The 14246-nt window shown below is 69.3% G+C and carries 14 protein-coding genes; 1 reads left to right on the forward strand and 13 read right to left on the reverse strand.

Features of this window, described 5'->3' with window-relative positions; translation table 11 throughout:
* From ACESMY_RS22640 to ACESMY_RS22670, 7 genes are all read right to left on the reverse strand, one after another.
* Window positions 1-482, reverse strand: a 482-nt coding sequence (locus tag ACESMY_RS22640; protein WP_372786909.1) for an aminoacyl--tRNA ligase-related protein, incomplete at its 3' end; no start/stop codon positions are given.
* 74 nt (window positions 483-556) lie between these two features.
* On the reverse strand, window positions 557-817 hold the full coding sequence (locus ACESMY_RS22645; RefSeq protein ID WP_372786910.1) for a DUF1467 family protein: 261 nt from the start codon (window positions 815-817) through the stop codon (window positions 557-559).
* On the reverse strand, window positions 817-1239 hold the full coding sequence (gene mce / locus ACESMY_RS22650) for a methylmalonyl-CoA epimerase (RefSeq protein ID WP_372786911.1): 423 nt from the start codon (window positions 1237-1239) through the stop codon (window positions 817-819). The genes ACESMY_RS22645 and mce overlap by 1 nt, the downstream gene beginning before the upstream one ends.
* Window positions 1240-1286: 47 nt before the next feature.
* The gene (locus ACESMY_RS22655) at window positions 1287-3596 is read right to left on the reverse strand and encodes a CoA transferase (RefSeq protein WP_372786912.1); all 2310 of its coding nucleotides are present in this window, start codon (window positions 3594-3596) and stop codon (window positions 1287-1289) included.
* A gap of 93 nt (window positions 3597-3689) precedes the next feature.
* Complete coding sequence (locus ACESMY_RS22660) at window positions 3690-4538, reverse strand: alpha/beta fold hydrolase (RefSeq protein ID WP_372786913.1); 849 nt, start codon at window positions 4536-4538, stop codon at window positions 3690-3692.
* Between the two features lie 37 nt (window positions 4539-4575).
* Window positions 4576-4827: a helix-turn-helix domain-containing protein gene (locus ACESMY_RS22665; RefSeq protein WP_372786914.1), complete on the reverse strand. Its 252-nt coding sequence runs from the start codon at window positions 4825-4827 to the stop codon at window positions 4576-4578.
* Window positions 4827-5420: a DUF2975 domain-containing protein gene (locus ACESMY_RS22670; RefSeq protein ID WP_372786916.1), complete on the reverse strand. Its 594-nt coding sequence runs from the start codon at window positions 5418-5420 to the stop codon at window positions 4827-4829. The genes ACESMY_RS22665 and ACESMY_RS22670 overlap by 1 nt, the downstream gene beginning before the upstream one ends.
* Window positions 5421-5532: 112 nt before the next feature.
* On the opposite strand from ACESMY_RS22670, the gene ACESMY_RS22675 reads away from it, so the two are divergent.
* Window positions 5533-6507, forward strand: a complete 975-nt coding sequence (locus tag ACESMY_RS22675) for an aldo/keto reductase (protein WP_372786917.1) — start codon at window positions 5533-5535, stop codon at window positions 6505-6507.
* Here ACESMY_RS22675 and ACESMY_RS22680 read toward each other — a convergent pair.
* The 6 genes from ACESMY_RS22680 to nuoL all read right to left on the reverse strand — a co-directional run.
* Window positions 6504-8186 (reverse strand): ribonuclease J, encoded by a 1683-nt coding sequence (locus tag ACESMY_RS22680; protein ID WP_372786918.1) that lies wholly within the window; start codon window positions 8184-8186, stop codon window positions 6504-6506. The genes ACESMY_RS22675 and ACESMY_RS22680 overlap by 4 nt on opposite strands.
* Window positions 8187-8966, reverse strand: a complete 780-nt coding sequence (locus ACESMY_RS22685; RefSeq protein WP_372786919.1) for a type III pantothenate kinase — start codon at window positions 8964-8966, stop codon at window positions 8187-8189.
* Between the two features lie 3 nt (window positions 8967-8969).
* Window positions 8970-9710, reverse strand: a complete 741-nt coding sequence (locus ACESMY_RS22690) for a biotin--[acetyl-CoA-carboxylase] ligase (RefSeq protein ID WP_372786920.1) — start codon at window positions 9708-9710, stop codon at window positions 8970-8972.
* A 1-nt stretch (window position 9711) separates the two neighbouring features.
* Complete coding sequence (gene nuoN / locus ACESMY_RS22695; protein WP_372786921.1) at window positions 9712-11142, reverse strand: NADH-quinone oxidoreductase subunit NuoN; 1431 nt, start codon at window positions 11140-11142, stop codon at window positions 9712-9714.
* A 6-nt stretch (window positions 11143-11148) separates the two neighbouring features.
* Window positions 11149-12633, reverse strand: coding sequence for an NADH-quinone oxidoreductase subunit M (locus tag ACESMY_RS22700; protein WP_372786922.1), 1485 nt, complete (start codon window positions 12631-12633; stop codon window positions 11149-11151).
* Window positions 12634-12647: 14 nt separating this feature from the next.
* On the reverse strand, window positions 12648-14246 hold a 1599-nt coding region (gene nuoL / locus ACESMY_RS22705), incomplete at its 5' end, for an NADH-quinone oxidoreductase subunit L (protein ID WP_372786923.1).

Genomic DNA, 14246 nt, shown 5'->3' on the forward strand with positions numbered 1-14246 from the left:
TAGGCGTCCTTCATCAGGAATTCGCGGCCGCGCATCACCCCGAACCGGGGCCGGCGCTCGTCGCGGAACTTCCACTGGATGTTGTAAAGATTCTTCGGCAAGTCCTTGTAGGATTTCACATAGGCGCGGAAGATTTCGGTGATCACCTCTTCCGCCGTGGGCCCGTAGAGCAGGTCGCGGTCGTGGCGGTCCTTGATGCGCAGCATCTCGTCGCCGTAGTCGTCGTAGCGGCCGCTTTCGCGCCACAGGTCGGCGAGCTGCAGGGTGGGCAGCAAGACCTCGATGGCGCCGGCGCGATCCATCTCCTCGCGCACCACCTGCTCGATCTTCTTCAGCACCCGCAGGCCGAGCGGCAGCCAGGCGTAGATGCCGGCCGCCTCCTGGCGGACCATGCCGGCGCGCAGCATGAGCTGGTGGGAGACGATCTGGGCGTCGGCGGGCGCGTCGCGCAACGTGGGCATGAAGTAGCGCGACAGGCGCATGGTCTTGAAGCTTTCCTAGGAATCCGCGGGCGGACGGTTCTGATAGCCTTCGCCCGGCGGCCTTGGCAACGCGTTCAGCGGCTCCAGGGCAGGTAGGACAGGTCGACCAGCTTGAAATGGATCACCAGCCAAAGGATCGCGAAGACGATCGCCGAGACCCAGGTGGTGGTGATGAACTTCTTCTTGAGCTTGGGATCGACCGGCGCGCCGGGATCTGAGCCGTCGTTCGGCAGGCCGGCTTCCGCGCGGGTCTGGGTGCCCAGCGGCAGGATGGCGAAGAGCACCGTCCACCAGATGGTCAGGTAGATCGCGGCGAGCGTGAAGGGACCGCCCATCAGTGGGCTCCTTTGGGGGTTTCCATGAGCTCGACGAGGACGCCGCCCATGTCCTTGGGGTGGACGAAGATCACCGGCACGCCGTGGGCGCCGATGCGCGGCTCGCCGGTCCCGAGCACGGTCGCGCCCTTGGCCCGCATATCGTCGCGCGCGGCCAGGATGTCCGGGACCTCGAAACAGACGTGGTGCTGGCCGCCCTTGGGGTTCTTCTCGAGGAAGGCCCTGATCGGCGAGCTGTCGCCGTAGGGCTCGATCAGCTCGATCTGGCTGTTCGGCAGGTTGACGAAACAGACCCAGACGCCCTGCTCCGGAAGCGCGAAGCGCTCGACGAAGTCCGTCGCCCCCAGCATCTCGCGGTACATCTTCACCGAGGCTTCGATGGAGGGCGTGGCGACGCCCACGTGGTTCAATTTGCCGATCATCCGAGGCCTATACGCCGCCTCGCCGCGCGGCGCGAGAGCGTGCGACCTTACTGCACCGACAGCGCGGCGTTGTCGTTGCCGGTGCGGGCCGACTTGGCGAGATGCGGGGCGACGTGGGCCGGCTCGAAAACGGCGCCGGAGGCGAGCAGGGCCGCGATGCGCCCGGGCGCGACGCCCAGTTCGGTGAGCAGCGCCGTGGAATGCTCGCCGAGGTCGGGCGTCGGATGCAAAAAGCCCGCGGGCGTGCGCGAGAAGTCGGCGTAGCTGCGGACGCTGACGATGTCGCCGAGCCGCGGATGGGTCCAGCGCTCGAGCGTGCGATTCTCCCAGAGCCAGTCGCTTTCCAGGGCCTCGGCGGCGCGCAAGGCGGGCGCGGCCGGGACCCCCTCCGCGAGCAGGGCCTCGACCGCTTCGTCGCGCCCGCGGGCCGCGAGCACGCCGGCGATGGCGGCGGCCAGAGCGCCGTCGCGGGGCGCGGTCAGGGCCTCGGCGCCGATCGAAACGCCCAGCACCCGGCCCAAGGCCTCGGCCTCGTCGGGCCGCTCGCAGACCAGCGCCAGCCAGCCGTCGGCGCATTCGTAGAACCGGTGCAGGGCGCGGGGTCCCAGGCAGTCGCGGCCGCCGAGGTCGTTGGGCGGCCGGCCCTCGTAGGCCACCACCTCGGCGAGCTGGAAGGTGAGGCTCTGGGCCATCAGGCTGGTGATGATCTCCTGGCCCTCGCCGGTGCGCATCCGGGCGTTCAGCGCGGCGATCACCGCGCAGGAGACGACGGCCGAGGTGGCCACGTCGTTGACCGGGATGGTGTGCAGGATCGGCTCGTCATCGCCGCCTTGCGCTGCCTGCATGCCGCCCTCGGCCTGCAGCAGCGGATCGAAGCCCGGCAGCGCGGCCCGCGCGCCCTGGTCGCCATAGGCGTTGATCGAGCAGGAGATGATCCGCGGGTTGATCGCCTTCAGCGTTTCATAGTCGATCGCCAGGCGCTTGCGGACGCCCAGCCGATAGTTGTCGAGCACCACGTCGGCCTGGCGGACCAGGTCGTAGAAGAGTTCCTTCGCCGCCGGCTGCTTGAGATCGAGCCCCAGGCCCCGCTTGCCGCGGTTGTAGGCGCAGAAGCCACCGCCATCGCTGCGGAACGGATCGCCCTCCACCGGCTCGATCTTGACCACGTCGGCGCCGAGGTTGGCCAGGACCCCGCCGGCATGGGCCCCGGCGATCACCGTGCCGAGGTCGAGGACCCTGACGCCGTCCAGAGGCGCGGAGCGTTCGCCCTCCCCGCTTCCGGCCGGCGGCGGGCGCGGCGGCCAGACGGGCGGCGTGGCGATCGGCCGGGCGAGGCCGCGGATCGAGGCCGGGGTCTCGCACAGGCGGGCCGGCGGCGCGGGGATGGCCACCTCGCCCAGGCTCGGATGTTGGAAGACCTGCCTGAGGCCCGCCTCGGTGACCGGCTCGCCGGCGAACCAGTCCTCGCGAGGGCCCACCGGGGCGCAGGGCACGCCGTTGTCCTGCAGGACCTGCAGCCATTCGGTGCGCGGCCGGGTGGCGAAGATGGCGACCAGGGTGTCGCGCGCCAGCAACGGATCGAGCGCCAGCTCCTCCCAGCGCTCGGCGATGCCGACGGCCTCGAAGACCTTCAGGTAGAAGTTGGCGAAGAGCGCGCCCAGGAAGAACCACTGGTCGTCGCCGCACTGATAGAGCCGATAGCTGGGAGAGGCGCCGAGCGGCTGGCCGCGCGGCAGCGGCGGCGCGCCCAACACGCGGACCGGCCCCGAGACCTCCGAGAGGCCGTTCAGGCCGCTGACCACGACTGCCTGGCCCTGGCCGCTGCGGCCGCGCTCCAGGAGCGCCGCGCCGATCGCCGAGGCCCCCAGCACGCCCTGGCCGTACCAGAGCGCCGGCAGGACCAGATGCACCGGCTGGTCGGCGTAGCAACCCTGGCGGAAGGCGACGCCGCAGAGCGCGCTCAGCAGGCTGTGGTGCGGCGGGATCCGGCTCCAGGATCCCCGCACGCCATAGGGCGGCATCCAGGCGTGGATCAATTGGGGATGCAGGCCGATCAGCGTCGTGGCGTCCAGGCCGAGGTCCTCCAATCGCCCTGGCGGATCGCTGAACAGGGCCACGTCGGCGCCGGCGATCAGCTCCCGCGCGGCGGCCAGGCCCTGCGGCGTCTCCAGGTCGAGGGTCAGGACCTGCTTGTTGCGGTTCCAGGCCTGGTAGCCGGGATGATCCTTCAGCCGGTCTCCGGCGGGCGGCTCGATCTTGACCACCTCGGCCTCGAAGTCGCCGAGGAACATCGCCGCCATCGGGCCGGAGACGCCCTGGCTGAAGTCGGCGATGCGCACACCCCGGTAGGCGGACACTGGCGGCTCCCCTGACCTCGGCGGCGCGGCTGTCCCGCATCTCGCCTCCGGTCCATGAAAGCCGCCCGCGCCGGGTTCGGCAAGCGCCGGTGACTACCGGCCCTTCTTCACGAAGTCGGCGATCAGCTCGGCGACCTCCGTCGGATGCTCGAGCTGCATCAGGTGGCCGGCGTCGTCGATGACGATGCGCCGGGAGCCCGGGATCAGCGCCTGGGCCGCGCCGCTGGTCGCCTGATTGTCGGCGATGTCGTGGTCGCCGATCAGGATCAAGGTGGGGACTTGCAGGCCAGGAAGACGCGGCAGGTCGGACGGCCAGCCCTTGATCGGGTCCCGCATCTGATGCCGCAGGTCCTGGGGACTGGCTTTCAGGATCGCCAGCGCCCTGGCCTTCGCCGCCGGGTGACCCGGCGCCATCACCCAGCCGGATTTCTCGGCGTTGGCGACGACGCCATCCATATTGCCGACGATCATCGGCATCATGATCCGGGTGATATGCTCGCCGAAGTTCCTGGTCGGCTGGAAGCCGTTCAGCACCGTGCCGGAAAGCACCAGCCGGTCGACCTGCTCCGGATGCTGGACCGCATAGCTCACCGCCAGCCCACCGCCGAAGGAAAAGCCCACCAGGCTCGCGTGGTCCATCTTCGCCGCCGCCATCACCGCAGCCAGGTCATCCTGCGGCGAATAGGGCGCCTTGGCCGCGGGCGACTTGCCGTAGCCGCGGCGGTCGTAGCGGACGACGCGGAACTCCTTGCAGAGGATCGGCCACATGTCGTCGAAGCTCGCGGAGTTGATCACCCCGTCGTGGATCAGGACCACGGCCTGGGGGCCCTTGCCGCAGGTCTCGTAGTAGATCTGGCCGCCATCGACATCGACCATCTCGGCTCGCGCCGCGCCGGCCATCAGCGCCAGGGTGCAGGCAAGCGCCGTCATTCGCCCGATCATCGGTCGTCTCCTTGGTTGGGTTACGGTGAGTGGATCGTCAGCCGGCTTTTCGCAGCGCCTCGACGCCGAGCGTTTCGGAGGTCTCGTCCGGTATGAATTCCAGGAGGTCGCCCGGCTGGCAGTCGAGGACGCGGCAGATGGCCCCCAGGGTGGAGAACCGCAGACCCTTCACCTTGCCGGACTTGAGCAGGCTGAGGTTGGCCTCGGTGATGCCGATGGCGCGGGCCAGCACATTGGAGCGCACCTTGCGCCGGGCCATCATCACGTCGAGGCGGATCACGATCGGCATCAGATGAACCCCTCGCGGTCTTCCTCGATCTCGCGGCCGGCCTGCATGACCAGGGCGATGACGAAGACCACGGCCCCCAGCACCAGCTCCTGCACCGCGGCCATGTGGGCCCACATCTTGTCGATCTCGTAGCCGGTGGCGCTCAGCGCCACGTGGCAGAGGAAGGGCAAGGCCGCGTCGACCACCAGGCAGACGCCCATGGCCTGGATCAGGCGGGCCGTGCGGCCGGTGAACACCTCCCCTCGGCCGTAGAGCCGGAAGAGCGAGCGCAGGCACCAGAAGAGGTAGATCGTCGGTGCGGCGCGGAGGATCACGTCCACCGCATAGACCAGTCGTTGATCAAACCGCCACGTGTAGAACGGTACGAAGTCCGGCGGCAGCGGGGCGGTGGTGAGGATGCCGCCGCGTGGTCCGATGGCGATCATCGTCCCCTTGTAGAAGAACAGCACCCAGAGGCTGAAGATCGCCAGCCCGATGAAGGCCAGGAACAGGCCGGCGAACAGCAATTCGAACGCCCGGCTCGCGGCGCGGATCTTGCGGAAACTCGGGGTCGGGGCCGGGCGCGGCGGGGCCAGATCGATGACGGAGGCCATGGGGATCTCACTGGAGCGTGGGCGCAGCGTCTTGCATCAATTAGTTTCTGTCAAACGATAATCTCAATGCGGCCTCCCGCGTGCTAGCTTCGGCGAAACGGGAGGACCCTTCATGCGCACCGCGACCCTCGGAAGTCTGGGCGAGGTCAGCCGGCTGACGCTGGGCGGCGGCGGGATCGGGCAGATCTGGGGCGACACCTCGCACGACGAGGCGACGGCGACGCTGCGCGCGGCCCTCGACGCCGGGATCACGGTGCTGGACGCAGCCCCGATGTACCGCAACTGCGAGGCCTTTATCGGCGAGACCTTCGCGGGCCGCCTGCCGGCCGGGGTGAAGGTCACCACCAAGCACCAACTGGGGACGCCGCCGGTGGGCGAAGTCGCGGCGCGGCTCACCGCCTCCCTCGAGGCCAGCCTCGCGGCCATGCGGCTCGAGCGGATCGACCTCTTCTTCCTGCACTCCAACCTTCACGCCGACGGCTTCGCCTATGCGCACGGCGACGCCAACAAGGCAGCGTTCTCCACCGCCTGGTCGACCTATATGGAGGCCGCCGCGCCGGCCTTCGAACGGCTGAAGGCGCAGGGCCGGATCGGCGGCTGGGGCGTCACCGGCATCGGCGTGCCGACCGCGGTGCTGGCGGCGATCGAGCATACGCCCCGTCCCGACGCCGTGCAGGCCATCGCCAACCTGATGGACAGTCCCGGCGCCCTGAAGCGCTACGCAGAGCCGGCCCGGCCGCGGGAGATCGCCGCTGCGGCCAAGGCCCATGGGCTGGGCGTGATGGGCATCCGCGCGGTGCAGGCCGGCGCGCTCACCGCCGCCATCGACCGCGAGCTCTCGCCCAACAGCCCCGACCGGACCGACTACGACCGAGCCGCGCCCTTCCGGGCCCTCTGCGCCCGCTGGGGCGAAGATCCGGCGCTGGTGGCGCACCGCTACGCGCTCAGCATGCCGAACATCGACACCGTGGTGTTAGGCGTGAAGAACCGCGCCGAGCTCGCGCAATGCGTCGCCGCCGAGGCCATGGGCGACCTGGAGCCGGCGCAGATGGCGGAGATCGACGCGCTCGGCCTGCGGACGGCCTAGAGCCGCAGGACCGTGGTTTCCACGACCGGCCGGCGGCCCCAGATGCGCTGGCTGGCCTTCTTCACCGCCCGCGACATGGCGGCCTCCACCGTCTCGTCGAGCTCGCGGTCCTCGCCTCTCAACCGGCCCAGCGCCTGCTCCGCCTCGTCGGCCAGGTCGTCGAGGATGTCCTCCAGCGGATAGTCGGGCTCCGACGGCAGGCCGAGCGCGCGGACCTGCGGGCCGGAGACGATCTTGTTCTTGCCGTCGAGCACGACGGAGACCGCCACGACGCCGTTGGAGGCCGCATGCCGGCGCTCGCGCAATGCGTCGCCGTTCTCGGTGGTGACCATGCCGCCATCGACGTAGAGGCGGCCGGCCGGGACCTCGTCGATGATCTCCGCGCGGCCCGGCGCGAGGCGGACCATGTCGCCGTTGCGCGGGGTCACCTGCTGGGGGACCTGCAGGTCGCGGGCGAAGGCGGCGTGTTCCAAGAGGTGGCGCCGCTCGCCGTGGGTCGGCACCGCGATCTCCGGCCGGGCCCAGCGGTACATCTCGGCCAGCTCGTCGCGGCAGGGGTGGCCGGAAACGTGGATGCCCGGGTGGTCGCGCTCGGTGTAGAGTCGCACGCCGCGGTCGGCGAGCTTGTCCTGCAGGTTGCGGATCGGGATCTCGTTCCCGGGGATCACGCGGGAGGAGAAGACGCAGGCGTCCCCCGCGCCCAGGTTGACGTGAGGATGGGTGCCGTCGGCGATCCGCGAGAGCGCCGCCCTGCCCTCGCCCTGACTGCCGGTGCAGAGGTAGAGCACCTTGTCGCGCGGGAACTTCTTCGCCTCGCTGTCGTCGAGGAACGGCTGCAGGCCTTCCATCAGCCCGACCGTCTTGGCCGCGGCAGACATGCGGTGCATCGAGCGGCCGGCCAGGCAGACCCGGCGGCCCGCGGCCTCGGCGGCGCGGCAGACGCTGTCCATCCGCGCGACGTTGGAGGCGAAACAGGCGACCGCGACCTGGCCCTTGAGCCCGGCGATCAGCGGGGTCAAGGCGGCGCGCACATCGGCCTCCGAACCGGCATGGCCGTCGACGAAGACGTTGGTGGAGTCGCAGACCATGGCCAGCACGCCCTCGTCGCCGAGGCGTTTGATGGCGTCCTGGTCGGTGACGGCGCCCAGCAGCGGGTCCGGATCGATCTTCCAGTCGCCGGTGTGCAGGATGGTGCCGAGCGGGGTGCGGATGGCCAGACCGTTGGGCTCGGGGATCGAGTGGGTGAGCGTGATCAGCTCCATGCTGAACGGCCCGAGCTCGATGGTCCCGCCCAGCGGCACGATGGTGATCGGCACCTCGTCCAGCAGGTCCTTTTCCCGCAGCTTCTCGCGCAGGATGAAGGCGGTGAACGGGGTCGCATAGACCGGCGCCCGCAGGCGCGGCCAGAGCCAGGCCACCGCGCCCACATGGTCCTCGTGGGCGTGGGTGACCACGATGCCCAGGATGTCGTCGGCATAGGCCTCGATGTAGCTGGGGTCGGGCAGGATGACCTCGACGCCCGGCGTGGTCTGGTCGCCGAAGGTGATGCCGACGTCGACGATCACCCACTTGCGCGCATGCGGCGGCCCGAAGCCGTAGAGGTTGAAGTTCATGCCGATCTCGTTCGACCCGCCGAGCGGCAGGAAAACGAGCTCGTCGTCTTTGGAGGATTTAGCCATCTATGCCTTCGCCGTGTTCCGGCGGTAGATCTCGAGCATGCCCCGGATCGTCAGGTCCGGGTCGAAGTGATCGATGGCCGAGGTCGCGCCGTGGAAGAGCGAGGCGACGCCGCCGGTTCCGATGACCGTCATGGGCTTGCCCCACTCGGCCTTGATGCGGGCGCAAAGCCCTTCGATCAGCGCGATATAGCCCCAATAGACCCCGGACTGCATGGCGGCCACGGTGTCCTTGCCGATGGCGGTGTTGCCGCGCGGCCGCTGGATCGCCACCCGCGGCAGCTTGGCCGCCGCCTGGTGCAACGCTTCCATGGAGAGGTTGATCCCCGGCGCGATGGCGCAGCCCTCCATGCCCCCGTCGCCGGCGATCACGTCGAAGGTGGTCGCGGTGCCTGAGTCGATGATGATCAGGTCGCCGGGGTAGACGATGTGCGCCCCGATCGCGTTGACCAGCCGGTCGGCGCCGGCTTCGGACGGCTTCTCGATGCGGACCTCGATGCCGAGGTCGACGTTCTCGCCGATCACCAGCGGCTCGACGTGCAGGTAGCGGCGGGCGAGGTTCCGGAGATTGAAGATCGACTGGGGCACGACGCTGGAGACGATGCAGCCGGTGAACACCCCGAGCTGCAGGCCCGCCATGCCCAGGAGCTGGGACAGCCAGACGGCATATTCGTCGGCGGTGCGGCTGGCGTGGGTGGCCGCGCGCCACTGGGCGATCCACTTCTCGCCGTCGTGCACGGCGAAGAGCGTGTTGGTGTTGCCCTGTTCGATGGCCAGCAGCATGCCTCAAGACCCTCCGAAGAAGACGTCGCCCGCCGTTATGCGCTCCAGCGCGCCGTCGTCCAGCCGCAGGCGCAGCGCGCCGTCCGGATCCATCCCCTCGGCGACGCCTGACAGCGTGCGGTTGGGCAGCCGCGCCTCGCAGCGCTGGCCGAGCCCATGGGCGCGGCCGGTCCAGCCCCGGGCGATGGGGGCGAAGCCTTGCGTCGCCCAGAGCTTGCGCCAGCTTTCGAAGCGGTCGGCCAGGACCTCAAGAGCGTCCAGCGGCTTCGGCGGCGGCCCGGCCACGTGCTCGGCGAAGGAAGTCGCGGGCCGCTCGGTGTCGGTCGGGGCGTGCGCCAGGTTGACGCCGATCCCGACGGCGAGCCACAGCCGCCCGTCGGCCCGCGCGCCGGACTCCACCAGGATGCCGACCGCCTTCCTGCCGAACACCAGGACGTCGTTGGGCCACTTCAGCCGCGCGGCGGCAGGCCCCAGGCAGGTGTCGGCCAGGTCGGCGGCGGCGAGCGCGGCCACGAAGGAAAGCTGGGCCGCCTCGGCGGGCGGCGCGTCGGTGGTGGTCAGGAGGGTCGCCGCGAGGTTGCCGGTCTCGGTCGACCAGGTTCGCCCGCGGCGCCCGCGGCCGGCGGTCTGCCGCCCGGCGGCGATCCAGACGGGGCCGCCCTCCCCGGCCTCGGCGCGGCGGCGGGCTTCGGCGTTGGTGGAATCCAGCTCTTCGTAGGCCTCGATCGGGGGATGATCGGCCAAGTCAGGCCAGGCCGAAGGCGTGCGCCGCGCGGCCGGCGGCCGGATAGATCCAGATCAGCGCGCCCAGCACGACCGGGAAGGAGAACAGCGCCAGCGACACGGCGATGACCCGAGCTTCGATCGGCGGAGCGTCGGTGGCGCCGAGCGGCGCATCGAACCACATCACCTTGATCAGCCGCAGGTAGTAGAAGGCCGCGACCACGGAGCCCACCAGGCCCAGGATGGCGGCAACCGGCAGGCCCGCGCCCAGCGCCGCCTTGAACACGAACACCTTGGCCCAGAAGCCGGAGAACGGCGGCAGGCCGAGGGCGGAGAGCGAAAACGCGGTCATGGCGAGCGCGATGCCCGGCTGCTCTTTGAAGAGCCCCGCCATGTCGTCCATGGTCTCCATCGACTTGCCCTGGCGCGAGAGCGCCGCGAGGCAGGCGAAGAAGCCGGTCACGTCGATCATGTAGAGCACCATGAACACCAGCATCGACTGCACGCCCTCGGCGTTGCCGGCCGAGAGCCCGATGATCGCGTAGCCGACGTTGGCGATGGAGGAATAGGCCCAGAGCCGCTTGAGGTTCTTCTGCACCAGGCCGGCGAAGGCGCCGACCGCGACGGAGATCAGGCCCAGGACCACCAGCACCTGCTGCCACTGGACGATGGCGCCGCCGAAGGCCTCGGCCAGCAGGCGGGCGAAGAGCACCATGGCGGCGAGCTTGGGGGCCGCGGCGAAGAAGGCCACGACCGGGGTCGGCGCGCCCTCGTAGACATCCGGCGTCCACATGTGGAAGGGCGCGGCGGAGACCTTGAAGGCCAGGCCGCAGATCAGGAAGACCAGGCCGAAGAGCACGCCGGTGTTCGCCCCGCTGTGCACGGCCGCGGCGATGTCGGTGAACACCGTCGAGCCGGCGAAGCCGTAGACCAGGCTCGCCCCATAGAGCAGCAAGCCCGAGGAGAGCGCGCCGAGCACGAAGTACTTCAGGCCGGCCTCCGAGGCCTTGGCGTTGTCGCGGTGCATGGCGGCCAGGATGTAGAGCGCCAGCGAATGCAGCTCGACGCCCACATAGAGCGAGATCAGGTCGCCGGCCGAGACCATCATCCCCATGCCGAGCGCGGCGAGCAGGATCAGCACCGGGAACTCGAAATTGTCGACGCCGCGCCGCTCGAACCAGCGCTGGCCGAGCGGGATGGCGATGGCGCTGGAGGCGAAGATCGCCACCTGGGCGAAGGCCGAGGCCGCGTCGGAGATCATCCCGCCGGCGAAGCCGCGCCCGAAGGGCCCGGTGGCCGCGGCGAAGGCCGCGCCGGCCAGCACGAGCACGGCCGCCCAGCCCACCAGCTTCGAGGCCTTGGGCGCGAAGGCGCCGGCGACCAGCAGGACGAGCGCGCCGCCCGCCAGGATCAGCTCAGGGTAGGCCAGGCCGATATCGGTGGAGAAACTCATGCGGTCCTAGCCCCCGATGGCCGCTTGATAGGCCGAGACCAGATGGTCCACGGAGGCCTGGGTCAGGTTGAACACGGCGCCCGGATAGACCCCGAGCACCAGGGTGGCGGCGATCAGCGGCGCGAAGATCGCCACCTCGCGCCAGTGGAGGTCGGCGATGCCGGCCAGCTTGGTGTTGACGAGGTTTCCGAAGATCACCGCGCGATAGAGGTTGAGCGCATAGACCGCCGACAGGATCACCCCGGTCGCCGCCACGATCGCCGTCCAGGTCGAGACGCCGTAGGTCCCGGTCATGGTCAGGATCTCGCCGATGAAGCCGCTCGTCCCCGGCAGGCCGACGTTGCCCATGGTGAAGAGCATGAACACCGCCGCGTACCAGGGCATCCGGTTCACCAGCCCGCCGTAGAAGGCGATCTCGCGGGTGTGCATGCGGTCGTAGACCACGCCGACGCTGAGGAAGAGCGCGCCGGAGATCACCCCGTGGCTCAGCATCTGGAAGAGCGCCCCCTGCTCGCCGGTCGTGTTGCCGGAGAAGATGCCCATGGTCACGAAGCCCATGTGCGCCACCGACGAATAGGCGATCAGCTTCTTCATGTCGGTCTGCCGAAAGGCGACCAGCGAGGTGTAGACGACGGCGATCACGCTCAAGGCGAATATCAGCGGCGTGAACTGGTGCGAGGCCTGCGGGAACATCGGGATCGAGAAGCGCATGAAGCCGTAGCCGCCGAGCTTCAGGAGGATGCCGGCCAGGATCACCGAGCCCGCCGTGGGCGCCTCGACGTGGGCGTCGGGCAGCCAGGTGTGGACCGGCCACATCGGCATCTTGACCGCAAAGGAGGCGAAGAAGGCCAGCCACAGCCAGGTCTGGATCCCGGGGGCGAAATGATAGGTCATCAGCTCGGGGATCGAGCTCGTGTGGCTGATGCCGATCATCGCCAGGATGGCGGCCAGCATCAGGACCGAGCCCAGCAGCGTGTAGAGGAAGAACTTATAGGCCGCGTAGACCCGCCGCGCCCCGCCCCAGATGCCGATGATCAGGAACATCGGCACAAGGCTGAACTCGAAGAAGATATAGAACAGCACGATGTCGAGCGCGCAGAAGACGCCGATGACCAGCGCCTCCAGGATCAGGAACGCGATCATATATTCGAGCACCCGCGTGGTGATCGATTTCCAGGACGCCACGATGCAGATCGGCATAAGGAAGGCGGTCAAGAGCACGAAGAGGACGGAGATGCCGTCGACGCCCATCCGGTAGTTGAGGCCGGCGAACCAGGGCGCTTCCTCGATGAACTGGAAGCCGGCGACGTTGGGGTTGAACTGCACGACCAGCAGCACCGAGAGCGCCAGGGTCGCCAGCGTGGTGAGGAGCGCGATCCACTTGGCCGCCTCGACCGAGCGCGGGTCGTCGGCCTTGCCGAACAGGCGCAGCGCCAGGATGCCGGCGACGCCCAGCAGCGGAGCGTAGGTGATCAGGGAGAGGATGGGCATGTCCAGGCGCTCCCTTAAGCCTGCCAGGCGACGAGCGCGAAGGTGAGCATCACCGCGACGCCCAGCAGCATCACGAAGGCGTAGTGGTAGAGGAAGCCGCTCTGCAGGCGGCCCGCGCCCTTGCCCACTTCATAGGAGACCGCCGAGAGGCCATCGGGGCCGAGGCCGTCGATGATCCGCTGGTCGCCGCCCTTCCAGAAGAGGTCGCCCAGCCACTTGGCGGCGCGCACGAAGGTCGCCTGGTAGAGCTCGTCGAAGAACCACTTGTTGTAGAAGAACAGGTAGACCGGCCCGCGGTTGGCGGCGAGGCGCGCGCCGAGGCCTTCGCGCATGATGTAGACGTAGTAGGCGGCCAGCAGGCCGATGACCGAGACCACCAGCGGCGCCCAGACGGTCCAGGCCGGCGGCGAGCCCTCGGCCAGGACGTGGTTGTTGGCCGCCGTGAAGATCGCGCCGCGCCAGAACTCATGCTGCTCGGCGCCGATGAACTTCTCGACGAAGACATAGCCCGCGGCGATCGCGCCGATCGAGAGCAGGACCAGCGGCAGGCGCATGGTCCAGGGGCTCTCGTGCGGCAGGGCCGGGCCGCGGCCGTGGCCGCCGTGGTCAGCGTGATCGGGCTCGGAGTGGGTCTCGGCCTGGGCGTTGCTGGCGTGGTCGTCGTGCCCATGGTCGTGGTCGCGGTTGTGCCAGTGCTGCTGCAGGTCTTCCGAGGTCCAGCGGGCGTGGCCGTTGAAGGTGAAGAACGCCAGGCGCCAGGAATAGAAGGCCGTCAGCCCCGCCACGAACACCCCGATCACGAAGGCGAAGTAGCCCATCGGGTCGCCCGCCGCGCCGGCCGCCCAGGAGGCGTGGATGATCGAGTCCTTGGAATAGAAGCCCGCGAAGCCAAGCTCGACGCCCGGGATGCCGAGACCGGTGATGGCGATGGTGCCGATGGTCATGACCGCGAAGGTCACCGGCAGGTACTTCATCAGATTGCCGTAGCGCCGCATGTCCTGCTCGTGGGCCATGGCGTGGATCACCGAGCCCGCGCCCAGGAACAGGAGCGCCTTGAAGAAGGCGTGGGTGAAGAGGTGGAACATTGAGGACTGATAGGCCCCGACGCCGGCGGCCATGAACATGTAGCCGAGCTGCGAGCAGGTCGAATAGGCGATCACCCGCTTGATGTCGTTCTGCACCAGGCCGACGGTCGCGGCGAAGAGCGCCGTCATCGCGCCGATCACCACCACGACGTGCTTGGCCATGGGTGCGTACTCGAACATCGGCGAGAGCAGGCAGACCATGTAGACGCCGGCGGTGACCATGGTGGCGGCGTGGATCAGGGCCGAGACCGGGGTCGGGCCCTCCATGGCGTCCGGCAGCCAGGTGTGCAGGAAGAACTGCGCCGACTTGCCCATGGCGCCGATGAACAGGAGCACGCAGGCGAGGTCCATCAGCCGGAAGCCGTGGCCGGCGAACTGCCAGGTGGCGCCGGCGTGGGCCGCGACCTGCGGGAAGATCTGGGCGAACTGGATGGTCCCCAGCGACCAGAAGACGGTCATGATCCCGAGCGCGAAGCCGAAGTCGCCGACCCGGTTGACCACGAAGGCCTTGATCGCCGCGGCGTTGGC

Origin of the sequence: Phenylobacterium sp. (assembly GCF_041691455.1) — a bacterium.
Taxonomy (GTDB): domain Bacteria; phylum Pseudomonadota; class Alphaproteobacteria; order Caulobacterales; family Caulobacteraceae; genus Phenylobacterium.